At 61.5% G+C, this 20,060-nt stretch carries 17 protein-coding genes; 8 read left to right on the top strand and 9 right to left on the bottom strand.

Features of this window, described 5'->3' with window-relative positions; all coding sequences use genetic code 11:
• Nucleotides 1–6 precede the first annotated feature (6 nt).
• Entirely contained in the window at nucleotides 7–1,965 is a 1,959-nt protein-coding gene (locus tag ASE94_RS02900; protein WP_062629140.1) for a 3-hydroxyacyl-CoA dehydrogenase NAD-binding domain-containing protein, read from the bottom strand.
• 31 nt (nucleotides 1,966–1,996) lie between these two features.
• Nucleotides 1,997–4,582, bottom strand: a complete 2,586-nt coding sequence (locus ASE94_RS02895) for an acyl-CoA dehydrogenase (RefSeq protein ID WP_244483934.1) — start codon at nucleotides 4,580–4,582, stop codon at nucleotides 1,997–1,999.
• 241 nt (nucleotides 4,583–4,823) lie between these two features.
• Here ASE94_RS02895 and ASE94_RS02890 point away from each other — a divergent pair, with 241 nt between their 5' ends.
• From ASE94_RS02890 to ASE94_RS02880, 3 genes are read left to right on the top strand one after another with little or no spacing between them, the layout of a single operon-like run.
• Entirely contained in the window at nucleotides 4,824–6,530 is a 1,707-nt protein-coding gene (locus ASE94_RS02890; protein ID WP_156351792.1) for a long-chain fatty acid--CoA ligase, read from the top strand.
• A complete protein-coding gene (locus ASE94_RS02885; protein WP_062629139.1) occupies nucleotides 6,527–6,916 on the top strand; it encodes a MerR family DNA-binding transcriptional regulator in 390 nt (129 codons plus the stop codon). Before ASE94_RS02890 ends, ASE94_RS02885 begins: the two co-directional genes overlap by 4 nt.
• Nucleotides 6,917–6,920: 4 nt before the next feature.
• Nucleotides 6,921–7,454, top strand: coding sequence for a hypothetical protein (locus tag ASE94_RS02880; RefSeq protein ID WP_061909654.1), 534 nt, complete (start codon nucleotides 6,921–6,923; stop codon nucleotides 7,452–7,454).
• On the opposite strand, the gene ASE94_RS02875 is transcribed toward ASE94_RS02880, so the two are convergent.
• From ASE94_RS02875 to ASE94_RS02865, 3 genes are all read right to left on the bottom strand, one after another.
• Entirely contained in the window at nucleotides 7,451–8,599 is a 1,149-nt protein-coding gene (locus tag ASE94_RS02875; protein ID WP_062629138.1) for a hypothetical protein, read from the bottom strand. The genes ASE94_RS02880 and ASE94_RS02875 overlap by 4 nt on opposite strands.
• A gap of 79 nt (nucleotides 8,600–8,678) precedes the next feature.
• Entirely contained in the window at nucleotides 8,679–10,244 is a 1,566-nt protein-coding gene (locus ASE94_RS02870) for a cisplatin damage response ATP-dependent DNA ligase (protein ID WP_062629137.1), read from the bottom strand.
• On the bottom strand, nucleotides 10,241–11,242 hold the full coding sequence (locus tag ASE94_RS02865) for a ligase-associated DNA damage response exonuclease (protein ID WP_062629136.1): 1,002 nt from the start codon (nucleotides 11,240–11,242) through the stop codon (nucleotides 10,241–10,243). The genes ASE94_RS02870 and ASE94_RS02865 overlap by 4 nt, the downstream gene beginning before the upstream one ends.
• A 102-nt stretch (nucleotides 11,243–11,344) precedes the next feature.
• Here ASE94_RS02865 and ASE94_RS02860 point away from each other — a divergent pair, with 102 nt between their 5' ends.
• A complete protein-coding gene (locus ASE94_RS02860; RefSeq protein ID WP_062629135.1) occupies nucleotides 11,345–12,358 on the top strand; it encodes an alpha/beta hydrolase-fold protein in 1,014 nt (337 codons plus the stop codon).
• 158 nt (nucleotides 12,359–12,516) lie between these two features.
• Here ASE94_RS02860 and ASE94_RS02855 read toward each other — a convergent pair whose 3' ends face one another.
• Nucleotides 12,517–12,729 (bottom strand): SlyX family protein, encoded by a 213-nt coding sequence (locus tag ASE94_RS02855; protein ID WP_062629249.1) that lies wholly within the window; start codon nucleotides 12,727–12,729, stop codon nucleotides 12,517–12,519.
• 147 nt (nucleotides 12,730–12,876) lie between these two features.
• Between ASE94_RS02855 and ASE94_RS02850 the strand changes: the two genes are divergently transcribed.
• The 4 genes from ASE94_RS02850 (at nucleotide 12,877) to ASE94_RS02835 (ending at nucleotide 16,238) form a co-directional block, all read left to right on the top strand.
• Nucleotides 12,877–13,434, top strand: coding sequence for a tryptophan-rich sensory protein (locus ASE94_RS02850; protein ID WP_062629134.1), 558 nt, complete (start codon nucleotides 12,877–12,879; stop codon nucleotides 13,432–13,434).
• Between the two features lie 90 nt (nucleotides 13,435–13,524).
• On the top strand, nucleotides 13,525–14,163 hold the full coding sequence (locus ASE94_RS02845; protein ID WP_061909668.1) for a DsbA family oxidoreductase: 639 nt from the start codon (nucleotides 13,525–13,527) through the stop codon (nucleotides 14,161–14,163).
• A gap of 48 nt (nucleotides 14,164–14,211) precedes the next feature.
• Complete coding sequence (locus ASE94_RS02840; RefSeq protein WP_062629133.1) at nucleotides 14,212–15,024, top strand: alpha/beta hydrolase; 813 nt, start codon at nucleotides 14,212–14,214, stop codon at nucleotides 15,022–15,024.
• Nucleotides 15,025–15,047: 23 nt separating this feature from the next.
• Nucleotides 15,048–16,238 carry a multidrug effflux MFS transporter gene (locus ASE94_RS02835; RefSeq protein WP_062629132.1) on the top strand — a complete coding sequence of 397 codons (1,191 nt, stop codon included), beginning with the start codon at nucleotides 15,048–15,050 and terminating at the stop codon, nucleotides 16,236–16,238.
• A gap of 9 nt (nucleotides 16,239–16,247) precedes the next feature.
• Here the strand turns inward: ASE94_RS02835 and ASE94_RS02830 are convergent, their stop codons facing one another.
• From ASE94_RS02830 to ASE94_RS20530, 3 genes are all read right to left on the bottom strand, one after another.
• The gene (locus tag ASE94_RS02830) at nucleotides 16,248–17,870 is read right to left on the bottom strand and encodes an ABC-F family ATP-binding cassette domain-containing protein (RefSeq protein WP_062629131.1); all 1,623 of its coding nucleotides are present in this window, start codon (nucleotides 17,868–17,870) and stop codon (nucleotides 16,248–16,250) included.
• A 236-nt stretch (nucleotides 17,871–18,106) separates the two neighbouring features.
• Entirely contained in the window at nucleotides 18,107–19,591 is a 1,485-nt protein-coding gene (locus ASE94_RS02825) for a sigma-54 dependent transcriptional regulator (protein ID WP_062629130.1), read from the bottom strand.
• A gap of 217 nt (nucleotides 19,592–19,808) precedes the next feature.
• Nucleotides 19,809–19,982 carry a DUF465 domain-containing protein gene (locus ASE94_RS20530; protein WP_082460829.1) on the bottom strand — a complete coding sequence of 58 codons (174 nt, stop codon included), beginning with the start codon at nucleotides 19,980–19,982 and terminating at the stop codon, nucleotides 19,809–19,811.
• Between the last annotated feature and the right edge of the window lie 78 nt (nucleotides 19,983–20,060).

Raw genomic sequence — 20,060 nt, 5'->3', positions numbered from 1 at the left:
TCCCCTTTACGCACGACCGTCGGCACGGGCTCTGAGCGGCCCGCCAAGGAAGGGCGCAAAGCCCGTTCCCATGATGACGCCGACATCGGCAAGGTCGGCATTGGCCACAACGCCTTCGCTCACCACCACTTCGGTCATATCGACAAGCGGCTTGACGAGCTCACGCCCGAGCGCGACGAGATCGGTATGCGCGGGCGCGGTGCCCTTGATGGCCTTGCCCTTTTCCCATTTGTAAAAACCTTCGCCGGTCTTGCGGCCGAGCTTGCCCTCGGCGATCAGCCGCGCAAACGTGCTGCCATCCGGCACCGAATGCCCAAGCTCGGTCGCAACTGATTTGCCGACATCGAGCCCCACGGTATCCATCAGTTCGATCGGCCCCATCGGCATGCCGAAGGCGACAGCGGCCGCATCGAGCAATTCCTTGCTTTCGCCGCGCTCGACCCGTTCCACCGCGCCCAGCATGTAGGGCATGAGCACGCGATTGACGAGGAAGCCGGGCGCGGACTTGACCACGACCGGCGACTTGCCGATGGCCAACGCAAAGCTCGCGCCCTTGCCGATCGCCTCGTCCGAATTGAATTTGGATTTGATCACCTCGACCAGCGGCAGTTGCGCCACCGGATTGAAGAAATGAAGCCCGATCAGCCGCGCCGGGTCCTGCAGCGCCTCAGCAATGCGTTCGAGTTCGATGGAAGACGTATTGGTCGCCAAGATCGCGCCAGGCTTGAGCTTGCCTTCGACGCTCTTGAAAATCGACTGCTTGACCTCGAGCTTTTCGACCACCGCCTCGATAATCACATCGGCCCGCGGCACGCCATTGCCCTGAGGGTCAGCGGTCAGCCGCAGCATCGCCGCATCGACCTCGCGCTTCTTCTTGTAGCGCTTTTGGAAGAGTTTCTTTGCCCGATCAAGCGCCGGCTGGATCCGCGCCATGTCGAGATCCTGCAACGTGACGCTCATGCCGCGATAAGCGCACCAGGCCGCAATATCGCCGCCCATGACGCCGGCACCGATGACATGGACGCGCGAAAATTTCGCGCCCTTGAGCCCCTGCTTCTTGAGTCCTTCGGAGAGGAAAAACACCCGCCGAAGATTGGCCGCCGTCGGTGAACCCATCAGCGGCACGAAGGCATCGACCTCGTGGCGGATCATCGATTGCCCATCCCCGCCATGCTGCTCGAACAGTTCGATCAGCGCATAGGGCGCGGGATAATTGACGCGGTTGGCCTTCTTGCCCACCTCTTCACGCATCTTGTTGGCGACATAGTCGCGGAGGAGCGGCCCAGCCATGGCGCGCTTGAAAAATCCAGCTGGCTGGGATTTGCGATGCTGCAGCACAGCCTTGCGGCCTTCCCAGCGCAGCATGTCGCGATGCCGCACGAGCTTGTCGACGAGATTGAGCCCTCGCGCCTGTCCCGCGCGCAGCATCTTGCCGGTCAGCATGATCTGCATCGCGTCCACAGGCCCGGCCTGCCGGATAGAGCGGCCGGTACCGCCAAAGCCCGGGAAAATACCGAGATTGACCTCGGGGAAGCCGATGCGGGTTTTGTCGTCATTGACGGCGATACGATAGTGGCACGCCAGCGCCAGTTCGAGCCCGCCCCCAAGGCAGAAGCCATGGATACCGGCGACAACAGGCACCTTCAAATTCTCGATCCGCGAAAACAGCGCATGCGTGCGCTTGAGCGCTTCTGGCAGCACCGAAAAGTCGCTCATCGCGTCGAATTCACTGACATCGGCCCCGGCGATGAAGCCGGAATCCTTGCCAGAGAGCAGCACGATCCCGATGATTTCCTGGCTATTGGCCAGGTCTTCGAAACGGGCGACCAGGGTTTCGAGCTCCATGATCGCTTCCCGGCTCAGCGTATTCACCGAGCCCGTCGGCGAACTGATGGTCAGCCAGCCGATCTTTTCGAGATCGGTGTGGAAGCTCCAATGCTTGGTCTCGGTTGCCTGCGCGATCATGCTTGCTCCTCTTCAATCCACCGCTTGACGCCTATTCGGCTGCCGTCCGCTGCTCTGTGTGCTTGAGCACATCCTTGTCGAAATCATCCACCTGCACGGCGCGCTCGGTGGCCTCGTCGGCCGCCCGCATGATGCCGGCTTCATTGTCGTTGATCACCCCTGCCTCCACCGCATCGGCAATGGCGTCGCGGTCGAGACGGCGATCAAACACACCGCGGCGCGACGCCTTGATGAACCGGGCTTCGATGTCCTCGGCCTCCGTGACCTTGATGAATGCATCTTCGAGAACGCCCGTCACGTCATTTGGGTCCATGGACACATAGACCCCCGTGGTCAGCCGATCGCGGAACGCACCGGGACGCAATACGGCGCGGACGAACTTGTAGTTGACGTCATCCGCGGCAGGCTTGGCATGCCGCCCGAGCGGGAAGCAGAGGAAGCGCATGGCCGTGCCGAAGACAGGATTGGGGAAATTGTCGAACACTTCGCCAAAAGTCTTTTCCATCGAGGCAATGCGATCTTCCATGATTGCATCGACCAGTTCCCGATCTTCTGCCAAGCGCCCCTCTTCCTCGAAACGCTTGAGCGTTGCCGACATGATGTAAAGATCACCCAGAAGATCGGCCATGCGGCCCGAAATCTTCTGCTTGGCCTTAAGCGCCCCGCCCAGCACCACCGTCGTCCAGTCCGCCGTCAGCGCAAAAGCCTGCGAATAACGGTGCAGCTTGCGATACCAGCCCGCCATCGGCCCATCATTGGGCGAGGAGGCAAAAGAACCATTGGTCAGCCCATGGAGGAAGCTCGCGACGATATTGCGCAGCATGAAGGCCGTGTGCCCGCCAAAGGCGGTGTCAAACGCATCGATCCCCTTCTGCCGATCCTTGCTCTGCGCCGCCTGCACTTCCTTGAGGAGATAGGGATGCGCCCGCAAAACGCCCTGCGCAAAGGTCATCAGCGTGCGCGTCAGGATATTGGCGCCCTCGACCGTGATGGCCACCGGCAGCGCCTGATAGGCGCCGAACAGATAATTGCCCGGCCCGTCCTGAATGGCGCGGCCACCCTGGATATCGAAGGCATCGTCCATGCTGTCGCGCATGGCTTCCGTCGTCGTGTATTTCAGGAGCCCCGCGATCACCGCCGGGCGCTGACCCTCATCGACCATCGACGCCGTCAGCCGCCGCGCCGCCTCAAAACTATAGGCGCGCTTGACCATTTCACCGAGCGGCTCCGCCACGCCTTCCATGGTCCCAACCGGAATGCCGAACTGCCGCCGCACCCGCGCATAGGCCGAAGTCGCGCGCAGCGTCGCCTTGATCGAGGTCGATCCGATCGCCGGCAGCGAAATCGCCCGGCCGGTGGAGAGACACTCCATCAACATGCGCCAGCCCTGCCCGGCATAGTCGGTGCCGCCGATCAAAAACTCGATCGGCACGAACATATCCTTGCCGCGCACCGGCCCATTCATGAAGGCCTGCCGCGCCGGGAAATGCCGCCGACCGATATCGAGGCCCGGATGGTCATGCGGAATGAGCGCGAGGGTAATACCGATATCCTCGCCGCGACCGAGGAGATTATTGGGATCCTTGAGAATGAAAGCGAGCCCAACCAGCGTCGCAATCGGCGCAAGCGTAATATAGCGCTTGTCGAACGTCAGGTTGACGCCCAGCGTCTCCTCGCCATTCCACATGCCCTTGGTGACAATACCAATATCGCGCATGCCGCCGGCATCCGAACCGGAATGCACGCCAGTCAGCGCGAAGCACGGAATATCGACGCCTGTCGCGAGGCGATGGAGATACTTTTCCTTCTGCGCCGGTGTGCCGTATTTTTCGAGCAATTCGCCTGGTCCAAGCGAGTTGGGCACCATGACGGTAATCCCTGCGGCCACCGAGCGGCTCGCGATCTTGGACACGATCATCGACTGCGCCTGGGCCGAAAAGCCCAAGCCCCCATACTCCTTGCCGATGAGCATGCCCAAAAAACCCTTGTCGCGGAGGAACTGCCAAAGCTCGGGCGAGAGATCGGCGCGATTGTGGCGGATGTCCCAATCGTCGATCATCTGGCACACCGTCTCCGTCGGGCCGGCAAGGAAGGCTTCTTCCTCGGCCGTCAGCGTCAGCGGGCGGATTTCAGTCAGCTTGTCCCAGTTCGGACGGCCCGAAAACAGCTCCGCATCCCAGCCGACGGTCCCGGCATCGAGCGCTTCCTGCTCGGTGCGGCTGACGCGCGGCAAGATGGATTTGACGGCCCCGAAGACCGGCGTGATCACCAGCGCCTTGCGCAAGGGCGCAACGCTCAAGGCCAGAAGCACGAGCCCGAGTACGATCAGCAGCCAACTGCCAAAGCCGAGCCCGAATTCGGGATGGACCGGACCAAAATTGACGCCGGACAACAGCCCCAGCGCCAGCGTTGCGACGCCCCAATGCCAAAGCGGACTTTCCCGCATAGCCAAGGTTGCGAATGCCACGATCGCGATCACGAAAAGCAATAGGCCCACTGCACTGTCCTCCTCGGACGGCGCGACGCCATTGGTTGGGGCGTCGCCCGCAAGTCCAAACCGTAGCCGCCGATAGGGCAGCTTTATGATCACGCGCGAAGAAAACCGCGTCGCGATCATCGTTGCCTTAAAACTAGCAACGTTTACGTAAACGTCAACCAGGCGCCCAATACGTTCACACGATGTTGGTTGCCACTCCTCCCGCAATGGCGCCTTGCACGGCACCATTTCCTCCAAAGTTTACGGGCAGTTGTTTGACGCTAACGTAAAGGCGTGAAATAATTCTTGTCAGTGTCGGCGGGAGGAATGGCACAGGTCGAAAAGACCGCGGCGCCGCCGACCTCTTGAGGAGGAGTAGTTTATGACGGCAGCCACGGACCGCCTGCGCCCCTGGATCGCCAACTATCCCGACGGCATCGATTGGCAGACCGAGATCGATACGACGCCGGTCCATGAACAGGTTTTGGCCGCCTGCGCCCGCAACCCGTCAGCCGTCGCGCTCGATTTTCTGGGCGGCACCACCACCTTCGGCGAACTCTCCAAAAAGATCGTTGCCTTTGCCGGAGCGCTGCAGTCCGAATTTGGTGTCAAGAAGGGCACCCGCGTCGCCCTCATGCTGCCCAACACGCCATTCTATCCCATCGCCTATTATGGCGTGCTGCGGGCCGGCGGCATCGTCGTCAATTGCAATCCGCTCTATACCGTCGCCGAGCTCAGCCACATCACCGCCAATGCCGGCGCTGACCTCATGGTCACGCTCGATCTCCAGCAGATTTACGAAAAGGGCGAGGCGCTGCTCAAGGCGGGCCACGTCAAATCGCTCGTCGTCTGCCATTTCACCGATGCCTTGCCGCTTGCCAAGAAGGTCCTCTTCTCGCTCTTCAAGCGCAAGGACATGGCGCACCCCAAGAAATCCCCGCTTGCGAGCCAGATCACGCCATTTGATGATCTTATTGCCCTTAAGCGCACCCCGAGCGCGATCCACATCGACGCCAAGACCGATATCGCGGTCCAGCAATATACCGGCGGCACCACCGGCATTCCCAAGGGCGCGCTGCTGACCCACGCCAATATCGCGGCCAATATGAGCCAAATCGACAAGTGGGGCTGCGGACTGTTTTATCCGCCCTCCAAGGTCGTCGCCGTCCTGCCCTTCTTCCATATCTTTGCGATGACCGTCTGCATGAATGTGCCACTTTGCAATGGCACCCAGGTCGTCATGCTGCCGCGCTTTGAGTTGAAGGCATTGCTCGATCTTCTCGCGCGCACCAAGGCCAATGTGCTCCCCGCCGTGCCGACGCTGCTCAATGCCGTTGCCCGCGCGGACACGACCAAGGCCGAACATCTCGCAAGCCTCGAAGTCGCGATTTCCGGTGGCGCCGCCCTGCCCGACGAAGTGCGCAACGCTTTTGCCAAAAAATCCAAGGCCATTCTCGCCGAAGGCTATGGCCTGACGGAAGCCTCGCCTGTCGTCTGCTGCGCTGCGCTTCGCGTCGCCTCAAAACCCATGTCCATCGGCCTCCCCCTCCCCGGCACCGATATCCGCTTCATCGATGTCGATACTAAGAAGGAAGTCGGCATCGGCGAAAATGGCGAGCTGCAGGTCAAGGGCGCCCAGGTCATGCCGGGCTATTTTGAAAATCCGCAAGCGACAGAGGAAGCCTTTGACGACGGCTGGCTGCGCACGGGCGATGTCGGCCACATGGACGAAGACGGCTATGTCTTCCTTGTCGATCGCATCAAGGATCTGATCATCTGCTCGGGCTTCAACGTCTATCCGCGCATCATCGAGGAAGCGCTGATGACCCATGACGCGGTCGAGGAAACCAATGTCATCGGCGTACCCGATACCTATCGCGGCGAGGCGCCCGTCGCCTATGTCAAGCTCCGCGCCGGCAAGGCCGTGAGCGAAACCGATCTCAAGCACTTCCTTGCCGAAAAGCTCAACAAGATCGAAATGCCCAAGGAAATCATCTTCAAGGACGCGCTGCCCAAGACGCTGATCGGCAAGCTCAGCAAAAAGGAATTGCGCGCCGAATACGCGAAAGAGAAGGCCGCCCACTCGTGAGCCCTGTCGATCCCGAAAGTGCAGAACTTTATTCGATTGCCGATCTCGCCAAGGAGTTCGGCATTTCGACCCGCGCCATCCGATTTTATGAAAGCAAGGGCCTGATCTCGCCCGAGCGGCTTGGCGCCACCCGCGTCTTCCGCCGCCGCGATCGCGCTCGGCTGATCCTCATTCTCCGTGGCAAGCGCCTCGGCTTTTCCCTCCGCGATATCTCGGATTATCTCGCGCTTTATGACGCTGACCGCGGCCAGCAAGTCAGCCTTTTATCGGAAAAAGTGGATGAGCGTTTAGAACTCCTTGAACAACAACTCGCCGACCTTCAAACCACGATTGCCGAGCTGCACGAAATCCGCAAACTTGCACGCGATCGAGTCGTTTTGAGTTAGACCCATGTCCGAGCTGTTCACGCCATTGACCGATGGCACCGGCCATCCCAGTCGCTGGCCCTCTGCCATGCTGGTCTGCAGCCAGACCGAAGCGCGCCGCAATGGTGCCGAATGGGCCCCGACCCACATCATTTCGGTCTATGGCCCGGAAAACCGCTATCTCGGCCTGCCCGATTTCGACCAGACGCGCCAAATCCATGCGCGCTTCGAAGACGTGGTGGATCCCAGCGCCCCCGGCGCACCGACCCCGGCCCATATCGAAGAAATCCTAGGCTTCATCGCGACGCTGCCCAAAGACGCGCGCCTGATGATCCACTGCCTTCAGGGCCGCACCCGCGCCGCCGCCATTGCCCTCGGCATTTTGGCGCGCACGCTCCCCGCCGACAAAGCCGGCCAGGCGATTTTCCGCACCGTGCCCCAGGCTTCTCCCAATCCCCTGCTGGTAGCCTTGTTCGATCGCGCCCTCGGCCACGATGGCAAGTTGATCAAGGCCGGCCGCAAATTCCCCTCGACGGGCCTTCGCGCAGCGGTCGCCTAGACGCTCTTGGCGAAAAGCCCGCCTGAACCGGAATAGGCGCTGGTCATATAGGCAGCCCGCGCCTTGTCGAGATTGCTGACGGCAGTATCGAGTTTGTCCGCGCTGAGCGGGTCGCTGCTGCCCAGAACACCAATGATCCCGGCCAAGCCCTCGGCGATCCGCGTTCCGACCGCGCCTGCACTGCCGATATCGTTTTGCGCCGCCTTGATCAGGCTCACCATGGCCTGTCGCGCCGACATCTGCTTGGTGCGCCGCTCGATCGCGGAGGCATCTGTGGTCTTGACCACACGTTCATAGCCGGTCACGACGCTTTCCGTGCCGTCCTCGACCTGCTCTGATCCGGAAATATACGTCTCCGAACCGACCTCGTACCGCTCGCTGCCCGTCTTGACGCTTTCACGGCCGACAATGACGGTTTCAGTTCCCGTCTGCACCTGCTCGGTGCCATTCTGCTCGCGGACCGTCCCCGTCTGCTGCCGGTTCACAGTCCCCGCCGACAAACCAAGCTTGTCGAGCGCCGTGCCGGAAAGATCGAGCAGCTCGTTGGTGACTTCTGCTAGCTTCAGGCTCTCGGCGTTATCGGACTTGAGGGACAGATGGCCACTAGTATCAAGACTTGCAGTGAGCCCGCTCACGCTACTGAGCGCCGCGACCATCGCGGACTGGAATGAACCCGCGCTCGCCGTATAAGCAAAATTATGGGTGGCGCCGTTTTGGGTCACCGCCACGGTGCTCCCGGTAAACTGCACACGCGCGGCGGCTCCCGATCCGACCTGCACCGAAAAATCGGCCTTTTCATCGAGCCCAGCCGCAGTCGCCGACGCAAAGCCCCGCAGATCCCGGCTTCCCGTGAGCTTGGTCTCATAGACGGGACGATCCGCATAAGTTGGCCGCGTCTCGTAGACCGCCCGGTCCTCGGTTACATCCCGCTCGGTATAGACATCGCGCATCCCATAAGTCGGCCGGCTCGCATAGACCGGCTGGGTTGCAAAGCGGATGCGCGTCTCGCGCTTGACCTCGAAGCTGACCTCTTCGGTGGTCTTGCTTTGGCCGATCGTGCTTTTGAGCGTGACGAGACTTTGCCGCGCCTGCTGAAAGCGCGCGGGGACACTCGGCTGGTTATAGCTTGCGGCGCTGATGGCCATGGCACACTCCGTCTCCAAGCCATGCCAGACGGGCGCTAAACCCCGCTCAAGATATTGGGTCGCATTTTATCGACCGTAATCAACCGACGAAGGCATCCATATCCTCAAGCCGCGCCGCCTCCTGCGCCGGCTTGTCCCAGCGGATGCGGCTGATGCGCGGAAACCTGAGCGCGACGCCCGATTTGTGCCGCCCGCTCTTTTGCGCGCTATCGAAGGCCACTTCAAACACGAGTTCCTTCTTTACCTCGCGCACGGGTCCGAAACTGGCCGTCGTGTGCGCCCGGATCCACTTGTCGAGCTGCTTCAACTCCTCATCGGTGAAGCCGAAATAGGCCTTGCCGATCGGCACGATCTCGTTGCCCTTCCAGACCCCGAACGTATAGTCGGAGTAGTAAGAGCTGCGCTTGCCGTGTCCGCGCTGGGCATACATCAGCACCGCATCGACGACATTGGGATCGCGCTTCCATTTGAACCAAAATCCCTTGGGCCGCCCCGGCACATAGGGCGCGGTCCTGAGCTTGAGCATGACGCCCTCGTGGCCATGTTCATCGGCGCCCATCCGCCGCAATCGCCCCAGGTCTTCCCAATCGGCAAAGGGCAGAATTTCCGAGATATCGAGCCGCGTCTGCGGATTGGCCGCGAACCATTTTTCAAGCCGCGCCCGCCGCTCTTCCCAGCCGAGCGCCCGCACATCCTCGCGCCCATCGAACAGGATGTCATAGACCCGCACGAACGCTGGCAGCTCCTGCATCTGTTTGCCCGAAGCCACCTTGCGATTGAGCCGCTGCTGCAGATCATTAAAGCTCTTCGCGTCAAAGTCCTGCCCGACCAAGAGTTCGCCATCGAGCACCGCCTCGCCCTTGGCGTTCTCGACCACATCGGGAAACGAGCCGCCGATATCGTCGCCCGTGCGCGAAAACATCGAAACCCCGTTTGGCCCCATGACGAGCTGCACGCGGATGCCGTCCCATTTCCATTCGGCCGAAAAATCCTTGGGCTCGAGCTTTTCGAAATCCCGGTCCTCGATCGGATTGGACAGCATCAGCGGATGAAACCGCGCCGCATGGTCGATGTCGGGCCGCGCGTTCTTCCCCTCGAGCCAGGCAAAAAGGTTCTGATAGGGCGGCTTCAACCCATGCCAAACTTCCTCGATATCCTGAAGCGGCACGCCACTCATCTCCGCCAATGCGGTCTTCGCCAACCGCGCCGAAACCCCGATGCGCAATGCGCCGGTCGCCAGCTTCACCAGCGCCCAGCGCTCATGGATCGCCGCCTGGCTCAACAGCCCGCCGATCACCTTGGGCAAGTCCGCCTTGCTCGTGCGGTTGAGGAGATCCACCGTCTCGCTCAAGCTGGGCAATTCCCCCTCGCCCTTATGCGGCCAGATCAGCGCGATGGTCTCGCCCAGATCCCCGACATAATCGTAGGACAGCGCAAAGAGCGTCTCATCGACCTCGCGCAACACTGTCTCGCGCAACAGCGCTGGCTTGACGTTGCGGATGTCCATTTCCCCGGTCAGCACCGCCAGCGCAATGCCACGATCCGGGTCCGGCACTTCGATAAAATAGCGCTTCAGCGCTTCGATCTTTCGCAAGCGCGAGGGCGTCAGCGCCAGGAGTTCGAGCAGGTCCGCAAACCGCTTCATTCCCCGCCCTCCCCGCCATCGTCATCGAGCCCCGGCAGCGCCAGCGGCTCGGCATAGAGCCCCTGCTGCCGGCACCAATAAACCAGCGCATCCTCGCGCCCATGCGTCACCCAAACCGTTTCCGCGCCGCATTCGAGGATCGACGTATTGAGTTCGCCCCAGTCGCAATGGTCCGAAATCACGAGCGGCAATTCCACTAGCGCCTGTCTTGCGCGCTGTTTTACGCTCATCCAGCCCGAGGCCTGGCACACGACGGGATCGGGAAACCTTCGGCTCCACCGGTCGCGAATGGCCGATGGCGGTGCAATCACGATCTGCCCCATCATCTCCGCCTTCGGCATCCCCGTCGCCGGCAACAACTCACCCAACTCGACCCCAAGCGCCTGATAGAGTTCGCAAAGCCGCACCATGGCGCCATGAAGATAGATCGGCTTGTCCCATCCCGCATCGCGCAACAGCGCAATCACCCGCTGCGCCTTGCCGAGCGCATAGCTGCCGACAAGATGGCACCGCTCGGGCTGCGCCTCGACCGATTTGAGCAACCGTCCGATCTCGAATTTTGGATCGGGATGCTGAAACACCGGCAAACCAAAGGTCGCCTCGGTCACCAGGAGATCGCAGTCCACAGCCTCATAGGGCTGCGCCGTGCGGTCCCGGAGGCGTTTATAATCCCCCGTCACCACGGCCCGCTGCCCGGCTTGCTCCATCAGCACCTGCGCCGACCCCAGAATATGTCCGGCGGGATGAAAGCTCACGGTCATGCCGTCGATCTCAAGCGGCATGCGATAGTCGAGCGCCTCGAACCGCCCAGCGCAATCGACGCCATAGCGCACCTTCATGATTTCGATCGTGTCGGGTGTCGCCAAAACGCTGCCATGGCCCGACCGCGCATGGTCGGCATGGCCATGGGTAATGATGGCACGCGGCTTCGGCTCCGCCGGATCGATCCAGGCGTCAATGGCAGGAACGTAGAGATTGCGGTCTATGAGAAAGCCCATAATTCCTCCAACGACTCTTGCCGCCCCCCGGTTCACATCGTCTTGCCAAGGACATGCTGGTGGGCCAAACCTCGTGCCCAACGAGCAAAGGGAGCCAAGACCATGCGCCGCACCAGCCACCCCGCCGGCACCATTCATCGCCTGACCGTGGAGAGCAAAGCCATCGCTGGCAATCGCCTTGGCGACCCCACTGCGCGCTTGGTCGATGTCTATGTCCCCGCCGGTCACACTGGCGAAGGCCTGCCACTACTCGTCGATCTCGTCGGCTTCACCGCCGGCGGCCCGGCCCACACCGCCTGGAAAAACTTTGGCGAAAACGTCCCCGAGCGTCTCGATCGCCTGATCGGCGATGGCAAGATGCCGCCCGTCGTCGTCGCCTTCCCCGATTGTTTCTCGCGTCTCGGCGGCAATCAATATGTGAACAGCCTCGTCCTCGGAAATTACGAGGATTTTCTCATCGAAGAGATGGTCCCGACGGTCGAAGAAAAATTCAACTGCGGCGGCGCCGGCAGACGCGGCGTTTTCGGTAAATCCTCAGGCGGCTTCGGCTCGCTCGTCCACGCCATGCTGCATTCCGATTTCTGGGCCGCGGCGGCCAGCCATTCGGGTGATGCCGGCTTTGAAAATCTCTATATCCCCGAATTCCCCGGCACCCTCCGTGCCCTAGCCAAATTCGGCAACGATATCGAAACCTGGCTCCGCGCCTTCGAGGCCAAGCCAAAGATCGATGGCAAGGACACGCTGGTCCTGATGATCCTCGCCCAGGCCGCCAGCTTCGACCCCGACGACAACCCCGGCACCTTCCTCGGCCTCCGCCTGCCCGTCACCATGGACACCTGCGAATTGATCGAAGAGCGCTGGGCCAATTGGCGCAAATGGGACCCGGCCCGCATGGTCGAAACCCATGCCGACGCCATCGGCAAACTGAAGGCCTTCTACCTCGATTGCGGCACCGAGGATCAATACAACATCCTCTACGGCTCCCGCCGCATCCACAAAACCCTCGCGCAAAAGGGCGTTGCCCACTGCTACGAGGAATTCCCCGACAACCACTCCAGCGTCGATTACCGCATGGACATCAGCCTGCCCTACCTGGCGGAGGCGCTCTCTCGGTAGTGGAGGTCACCCCCTCCCAGCCTCCCCCATCAAGGGGGAGGTGCAGGGCCGGTGGATTTGATCAAATCGCGGTACAGACTCGATCCACACCTCCCCCTAGATGGGGGAGGCTGGGAGGGGGTGGAGCAAAGCCTACCGGCGCCGCGACTAACGACACGTCAGTAATGTGGGGGCGGCTTCTCGTTCGCCGGATCCGCAATATAGCTCCCGCTGCGCACCTGCTCTTCCATGGCATCAAGCCGGCGCCGCAACTGCTCCATCGCCGTCCACTGCTCGGTGATGACGACGTTGAGATCCTCGATCGTCTGGTCCTGAAACGCGATACGGCTTTCGAGCCGATCCAGGCGCTGGTTTAGGTCGTCGTCACTCATCGCCAATCCCTCTTCATCCGCCCCGCACATAGCCCTGGCCTGCCCCTGCGGCAAGCCGGGCCTACACGGGAGCGTGTTGACGTTTAGGGAACTTCTTCGTGCAATTCGCCATTGACTCCGCGAAATCGAACAATTCGGGAGCCTAAAATGGCGACCTTGACGGCTCAAAATACGACACTCGCTCCGACCGCTCACAAGGCGGAAATCGGCAATGTCGCACGTCCCGTTCTGTCGGCCCTTCTCCCCCTCGCCGGTTTTGGCGCGGCCAATTTTATGGCCGAAAGCCTTGGCGTCATGCCGCTCTTTTTCTCGCCTGCCGGCCTTCCAGGCTGGGTTGGCGCGGGCATTCATCTCGTGGCGCTTGCCATGGCTGGTCTCGGCATCGGCATCGCTTATGGTCAGGGGCTGCGCGGTCGCAAGGCTCTGCCCTGGGGCATTGCCCTCATCATTGGCATGATCGCTTTTCCGTTCTTCGCTGCCCCGCTTGATTCGCTGCAGCTTGCGCTTGTCATGACGGGCGTCATGATGCTTGGCCTCGCAACGTCCATCCGCGTGGCGCGCGTCTCGCGCCTTGGTGGCTGGCTGATGATCCCAATGCTCGGCTGGATTGGATTTGGCGCAGTGCTTGGCCTTGCCATCTCCGCCGCCTGGGCTCCGCCTTTTGCTCTGGTGACCGCACAGAACCCAGCGCCTGCTGCGATCTAACGGCCGGCCAGACAAGTTACCCAAAGGTGCCTTCTTGCGGGTCTGCGTTAAGCAGCCCACATGGGGGCACCTTTCATTTTGGAGCGAACCATGGCTCGCACGCTCAAGATTGACGTCTTCACCGATGTCGTTTGCCCCTGGTGCCTCGTCGGCTCGGCCCGTCTCGATGCCGCCCTCGCCAATGTCCCCGACGATGTCGATGTGGTCGTCGAAAATCACCCCTTCTATCTCGACCCGACGGTTCCGCCCGAAGGCGTCGATGTCGGCGAGATGCTCAAGCAAAAATACGGTCGCGACCCCAAGGAAATGTGGGAGCGGGTCGAAAGCGAAGCCGCCAAGGCTGGCATCACGCTTGATCTCTCCAAGCAGCCGCGCATGTTCAACACGGCCAAGGCGCACACCATCACGCGCCTCTCCAAGCCCAATGGCAACCAGCACGAATTGGCCAATGCCATTGCCGAGGCCTATTTCCTCGATCATCGCCAGATCAACGACGACAATATCCTCGCCGATATCGCCGCCGAATTCGGCTGGGATCGCGGCGATGCGCTCGATGCGATGAACGACGCCAATGAGTTGGCAACCACCGAACAGCTCGCCACCTCCGCCTCCCAGCAGGGTATTCGCGGCGTGCCGTTCTTCGTCTTCGGCGAAAAGTATGCCCTTTCGGGCGCGCAGCCGGACGAGGTCTTTGCCCAAGCCCTTGAGAAGACAATTTCCGAGATTTGAGATCGGCGAGACGCTATAGCTGACCCGAATGATTTGAGGATCGCATCGGTGAAGCGCCTACGTCTTGCTGTTCTGGCCCTGGTGGGGCTCGTCGTCATCGCCTATCTTGGCATCGTCGGTTACATGTATGTCAACCAGCGCGCCTTGCAGTACAATCCGTTCGGCGAGGTAACCACCCTCGCCGAAGCCGGCATTCCCGGCGCCCAAGACGTCGCCATTCCGGTGGATGGCTCCGTCGTCAATGGCTGGTACAAGGCGCCATCGCCCGGCAAGCCGCTGATCATCTATTACAAAGGCAATTCTGAAAGCTTCTCGGCTGAGCACGAGCGCTACCAGACCTTTGCCGCCGAGGGCTACGGCTTCCTCGCTTTTGACTACCGCGGTTTCCCCGCCTCGCCCGGTTCGATCAGCGAAGCCGGAATCCTCGATGATTCCATCGCCGCCTTCGATTGGGCGCAGAAGCAAGGCTTCCCCCTCGTCATCTGGGGCCGCTCGCTCGGCACGGGCCCGGCGACCTATGTCGCGAGCCAGAGGGATGCGCTCGCTCTGCTTCTTGAAACGCCCTTCCTCTCCGCTGTCGGCGTCGCCGCCGAGCGCTATCCCTTCCTGCCGGTCAGCCTCGTCATGCTCGATCAGTTCCATTCCGATCAGTGGATCGCCAATGTCACAGAGCCGGTTTTCATCGGCCACGGCACGGCCGATCGCACCATCGACGTATCGAATGGCGAACGGCTCTATGATCTCGTCCCTAACAAGGACGAACTTTGGATCGTCCCGGGCGCCGACCATTCCGATCTGTGGGATGCTGGAATCTGGGCCAAGGCCAAGGCTTTCTTCACCCGCGCCGGAGCCGTCCGCTGACCGTCTCATCCGCATCGGGCGCCATGTCCGGCCGCCGCACCGCCATCATCGGCGGCCTCATGGTCGCGACCGGCCCTCTTAGCCTGACGCTCTATGCCCCCGCCTTGCCCGGCATGGTCATCGATCTCGGCACGACCGACGCTGGCGGCAAGCTGACGCTCACCGTCTATTTCGCCGCCTTTGCGCTGGCCCAATTGATCTGCGGCCCGCTGTCCGACCGCTATGGCCGGCGCATGGTCGGCATCGCCTTCTTTGCCATCTACGTGCTGGGCGCACTGGTCTGCACCTCGGCGCAAAACCTTGAAATGCTACTCATCGGCCGCATCCTCCAGGGGTTCGGCGTCTCGGCAGGCGTAGCGCTGTCGCGCGCCATGGTCCGCGATCTCTTCGTCGGCCGCGAAGCGATTGGCATTCTCACCCTGATCAACCTCGTTCTCACCGTCGCCCCGGCCATCGCCCCGACACTCGGCACGGCGCTTCTTGCGATCGGCTCATGGCACTTGATGTTCGTCGTCATGGGCGGCTTCGGCCTCGCCATTATAGCGCTTCTGGGCTTTTCCGCCCGCGAAACGCTCCCCGCCGACCGGCGCGTCCCGCTCAATCCGCGCACGATCCTCGGCAATTATCGACGCCTCCTCCGCGCCCCGGCCTTTCTGCTGCCCGCCGGTACGCTGGCGGCCGCCTTTGGTGGCTTTTACGCCTCCGCCGCGCTCCTGCCCTTCGTGCTCATCGATCAGATCGGCCTCACGCCCTTCCAGTTCGCCATGGCCATGCTGATCCAGACGGGCTCGTTCATCACCGGCAATCTCATTGCCGCGCGCCTCGCCAAGCGCGTCGATGGCTGGCAACTGGTCGCCATCGGTCTGGTGCTCATCGGGCTCTCGGGCCTTGGCTACGCCATAGCCCCGCGCATCTGGCCCAATGAGGTTCTGGCTGTCATGATCCCCGTGGGCTTCTGGATGCTGTCGCTTGCCTGCATCAGCCCCAGCGCCACCGCCGCCGCCATGTCAGGCTTTGGCGAAATTGCCGGTTCAGCGGGAGCATTGACCGGCTTCTTTCAGATGGGCGGCGGTTTCCTCGCCTCCCTTGCCGGCACGCTGCTCTTCCCCGAAGCCCGCAGCGCGCTCGTCATCCTCATGCCGGCTTTGGCGCTGCTGGCCATCGCCCTCGCCAGCGCCGACTTGAGGCGCACCCGCTCGGCCGTGCAGCGCTAGCGTCGCGCCTCAGCTATGGAGACCGGGTGCCTCGCGGCCGGTCGAGGCGACATATTCGGTATAGCCACCGCCATAGACATGAACGCCCTCGGGCGTCAGCTCGAGCACACGATTGGAGAGCGCGGCGAGGAAATGCCGATCGTGGCTGACGAAGAGCATGGTGCCTTCGTAATTGCTCAGCGCCGTTATCAGCATTTCCTTGGTCGCGATATCGAGGTGGTTGGTCGGCTCGTCGAGCACCAGAAAATTCGGTGGATCGAACAGCATCATCGCCATGACGAGACGCGCCTTTTCGCCGCCCGAAAGCACGCGACACTTCTTTTCGATATCGTCGCCTGAAAAGCCGAAGGCGCCGGCCAGCGCACGCAGCGGCGCCTGGCCTGCCTGCGGGAAGGAATATTCGAGCTGGCCGAAGACAGTCAGGTCGCCATCGAGCACATCCATCGCGTGCTGGGCAAAATAGGCCATCTTCACCGACGGACCGCGCGAGACCGAACCATCATCTGGATCGGTGGTGCCGGTCACCAGTTTCAGCAGCGTCGACTTGCCCGCGCCGTTGATGCCCATGATCGCCCAGCGTTCACGCCGACGAACGTGGAAATCGAGCCCGTTATAAATCGAGCGCGACCCATAGCTTTTCGACACGCCCTTCAAAAGCGCGACGTCTTCACCCGAGCGGGGCGCTGGGCGAAATTCGAAATCGACAGTCTGCCGGCGCTTGGGCGGCTCGACGCGGTCGATCTTGTCGAGCTTTTTCACCCGGCTCTGCACCTGCGCCGCATGGCTGGCGCGCGCCTTGAAGCGCGCGATGAAATCGAGCTCTTTTGCGAGCATGGCCTGCTGGCGCTCGAACTGCGCCTGCTGGTTCTTTTCGGCCAGCGCCCGCTGCTGCTGATAAAATTCGTAATTGCCCGAATAAGTCGTCAGCGCGCCGGCGTCGATCTCGACGATTTTCGTGCAGATCCGGTTCATGAATTCGCGGTCGTGCGAGGTCATGAAGAGAGCGCCCTGATAATTCTGCAAAAACTCTTCGAGCCAGATCAGGCTTTCGAGATCGAGGTGGTTCGAGGGTTCGTCGAGCAGTAGCGCGTCGGGGCGCATGAGAAGGATCTTGGCGAGCGCCACGCGCATCTTCCAGCCGCCCGAAAGCGCGCCGACATCGCCATCCATCATTTCCTGCGAAAAGCCGAGGCCATCGAGCACTTCGCGCGCGCGCCCATCGAGCGAATAGCCGTCGAGCTCTTCGAACTGGTGCTGGATTTCCCCATAGCGCTCGATGATGGCGTCCATCTCGTCGGCCTTATCGGGATCACCCATATCGGCTTCGAGCGCGCGCATTTCCCTGACAATTTCACTGACCGGGCCGGCGCCATCCATGACGGCAGCAACCGCGCTGACCCCGCTCATTTCGCCAACATCCTGGCTGAAATAGCCGATGGTCGTGCCGCGCTCGACCGAAACCTGGCCCTCATCGGGCTGCTCTTCGCCGGTGATCATGCGGAAAAGCGTCGTCTTGCCCGCGCCATTGGGCCCTACAAGACCGATCTTCTCGCCCTTGAGCAGCGTTGCCGATGCCTCGATAAAGACGATCTGCTTGCCGTTCTGCTTGCCGATGCTTTCGAGGCGGATCATGGGGAGCCCTTGAAATTCAGTAGTCCTCATCCTGAGGTGCTTGCCGGAGGCAAGCCTCGAAGGACGAGGGCGTGGTTCAAGGAGCGCGTGCCACGTCCTCGTGGTTCGAGGCTACGCTGCGCTCCGCACCTCACCATGAGGACGACTATGCGTTACGATTTAGGGCGGTCTCTAAAGAACGGGGGCGTTATGCGCAAGGCAGCGTTTTGCAACGCGGCCTTGCAGCGCTTTCCCGCCTAAGCCGCATCGCTGATCAGCCCCTCGGCCATGCCATATTCATGGAGCTTGCGGTAGAGCGTCGAGCGGCCGATCCCCAGCGCCCTTGCGACACGCGACATGCGGCCGCCGTGATAGTCGATGGCAAAGGCAATAGCCTCGCGCTCGATATCGCCAAGTGCGCGCAGATCCCCTGCCGAACTGAGGAAGCGATCCTGCATCGGCTCGATTTCGGGCTCAGGCCGCGGCCGAGCCGGAGCGGTATCGATATGAATGGGCGCCGCCAAGACCGGGGCGCGCTCGGTCGCGCGATACGCCTCATCGCGGCCGGCAGCTTGCGCGAGAATCTGCGGAAAATCCTTGGGCTCAAGAAAGGCCGAGTCAGCAAGGACGATGGCGCGATAGATGGCGTTTTCAAGCTGGCGGACATTGCCCGGCCAATCGTAGGAGGCGAGCAGATCGAGCGCCTTGGGCGTCACGCCAACGACGCGCTTGCCCGCTTCCGCCGAAAGGCGGGCGACGAAATGAGCCGTAAGGTTCTGCAGATCTTCCATTCGCTCGCGCAGCGGCGGCACGTAGATCGGGAAAACATTGAGCCGATAAAACAGGTCCTCGCGGAATTCGCCCGATTTGGCGAGGTTGAGCAGGCGCCGGTTGGTGGCCGAAATCACCCGTACATTGACCCGCTCTGGCCGCGCCGCGCCGACCGGCTCGATCTCGCCTTCCTGCAAGGCGCGGAGCAGTTTGACCTGCGTTTCGAGCGGCAGTTCGCCCACTTCATCGAGGAACAGCGTACCGCCATGGGCCTCGGCAAATTTCCCCGCCTGGTCGGCAATGGCGCCGGTAAAGGCCCCCTTCTTGTGCCCGAAGAGCACGGATTCAACGAGATTGGGTGGGATGGCGCCGCAATTGACGGTCACGAACGGTTTTCCCGCGCGATCGGACATGCCCTGAATGATGCGCGCGACCATTTCCTTGCCGACGCCGGTTTCGCCCTCGATGAGCACCGGGATCGGGCTTTTCGCCGCCTTGCCCGAAAGCGTCAGCACGCGGGCCATGGCTGGTGCCGTCGCGATCATGTCCGATTGGGTCAGTGTGCCACTGCGCTTGGCCGTGTCGGAGCGGATAGCCGCTTCGAGCGTATCGAGCTTCATCGCATTGCGCAGCGAGATGATGAGGCGCTCGGGCGAAACGGGTTTGACGAAATAGTCAGCTGCGCCCTGGCGCATGGCCGAGATGACGGTTTCGAGCGAGGCATTGGCCGTCTGGATGATCACCGGCGTGGTGAGTCCCTCGGCCCGCATCACCGACATGACCCCCATGCCGTCGAGATCGGGCATGACGAGATCGAGGATCATCGCGCCGATCTTGCGATCGTCGCGCAGAATAGCGAGGGCTTGCTCGCCCCCCGTCGCCGTCAATGGCTTGAAGCCGGCTCGATTGGCAATTTCGGCAGTAAGCCGGAGTTGGACCGGATCGTCATCGACCACAAGAACGCGCGTCATGCCTATCCCAAAGCTGATTGCGGGCAAAAGGCACGAATCGGGTGTGCCGTTTTGGGAAGACAATGAAGAAACGGCGTTAAGAGGGTGTTAATCCTAAATATTTCGGCTTCGCTTTTGCGCGCGCCAAACGGCGCGAAGGCGTTGCCATGCCCAAATAAAAAGGGCCGCGGAAAATCCGTGACCCTCAGAATTCAGTGATAGATGGTCGTCCGACCGATTAATGCTGCGCTTCGGAATAACGCGACAGTTCGTCTTTTACTTCGAGCTTTTTTCGCTTCAGCGTGGAAACCATCAGGTCGTCATATTGGCGATTCTGCATCTCTGCCTGAATCTGCCGGTCCAGTTCCTGGTGGCGCCGCTCCAGCGCTGCGATGTGGCCTTCAGTAGTCATAGACAACTCCTTAGACATCGTGGACGAGGATCATGGTCACAAATCTTTCATGGTTTGTCGAGCACAGATGGGCAGCTC

This window comes from Devosia sp. Leaf64 (assembly GCF_001421945.1).
In the GTDB taxonomy this organism is placed as follows: Bacteria; Pseudomonadota; Alphaproteobacteria; order Rhizobiales; family Devosiaceae; genus Devosia.
Note: the sequence above shows the minus strand (reverse complement) of the source record. Positions and strands in the feature narration are given on the sequence as shown.